The organism is Leptospira bandrabouensis, assembly GCF_004770905.1.
Lineage (GTDB): Bacteria > Spirochaetota > Leptospiria > Leptospirales > Leptospiraceae > Leptospira_A > Leptospira_A bandrabouensis.
Window position 1 is genome coordinate 1 of sequence record NZ_RQHT01000009.1, and the last position, 1,064, is coordinate 1,064.

At 35.7% G+C, this 1,064-nt stretch carries 1 protein-coding gene; it reads right to left on the reverse strand.

The window, feature by feature from the left end; genetic code table 11:
- Positions 1-17 precede the first annotated feature (17 nt).
- Positions 18-1,010, reverse strand: coding sequence for an IS30 family transposase (locus EHR07_RS02100; RefSeq protein ID WP_135743554.1), 993 nt, complete (start codon positions 1,008-1,010; stop codon positions 18-20).
- Between the last annotated feature and the right edge of the window lie 54 nt (positions 1,011-1,064).

Here is a 1,064-nt window from a genome sequence, read left to right on the forward strand (position 1 = left end):
AAGGTAGGTTCAAGAATTTAGCGCACAAGATTCCTGATTTCCTCTTCTGGTGTATTCCAGTTTAAAGTTTTTCTTGGTCTTTGGTTTAACATTCGTTGAACTTTTTTAATTTGAGACTTTTTTATTTTAGAGAAATCGGTTCCTTTAGGAAAGAAATCTCTAATAAGCATATTTGTATTTTCACATGTACCTCTTTCCCAAGGAGAAGCAGGATGACAAAAATAGACTTTCATCTTAGTATTTTTTGTAAATAATCTATGTTCAGACATCTCTTTTCCCTGATCGTAAGTCATAGAAAGTTTTAACTGTTTAGGGAAATGTTTTAACTCCTGTTCAAAGGCTTTTCGAACAGATTCTGCATCTACAGCTTTCAGAGGAACAAGTATCACCGTCCTAGTTACTCTTTCGACAATCGTTCCAAGAGCACTGGCATGATTTTTCCCTATAAGTAAATCGCCTTCCCAATGTCCGGGAACAGACCTATCAGCAACTTCCTTCGGACGTTCATCGATGCTAATCATTTCAGGAATTTTTCCAATATTCCCAATGTTTCCAGCTGGTTTGGATTTCTTTCCCTTTCTTCGAAGGTAAGTATTGATTTCCTTTTTTAGGGAACCTCTAGGAAGAAGATAGATAAAAGTATAAATGGATTGATGTGAGATACTCATATTTTTTTGATTCGGAAAAGAACGTTTTAAATCTTGTGAAATTTGAACGGGAGACCATTTGAGTTCAAGACGATTTTTGAATTCTTTATATAACGTGTTCGAAGTAAATAGTTTGCATTTACCAATCTTTCTAGAAGCCGCAGCCATTCTGGCTTTGTAACCAGAAACAATAGCAGAGTATTGGTAATATCTATCAGCGATTTTACCACGTTCTAATTCTCTGCCAATAGTCGAACGATGGCGACCCATCATTTCAGCTATAGCACCTTTCGTATATCCTTCATGAATCAACATGGATAAGATTTCTCTTTCTTTAGTGCTGAATCTAGTATATTCTGCCATTCTATCTCCCATTTAAATTATCGGGATTTGTTGCATTAGATTCTTGAACCTACC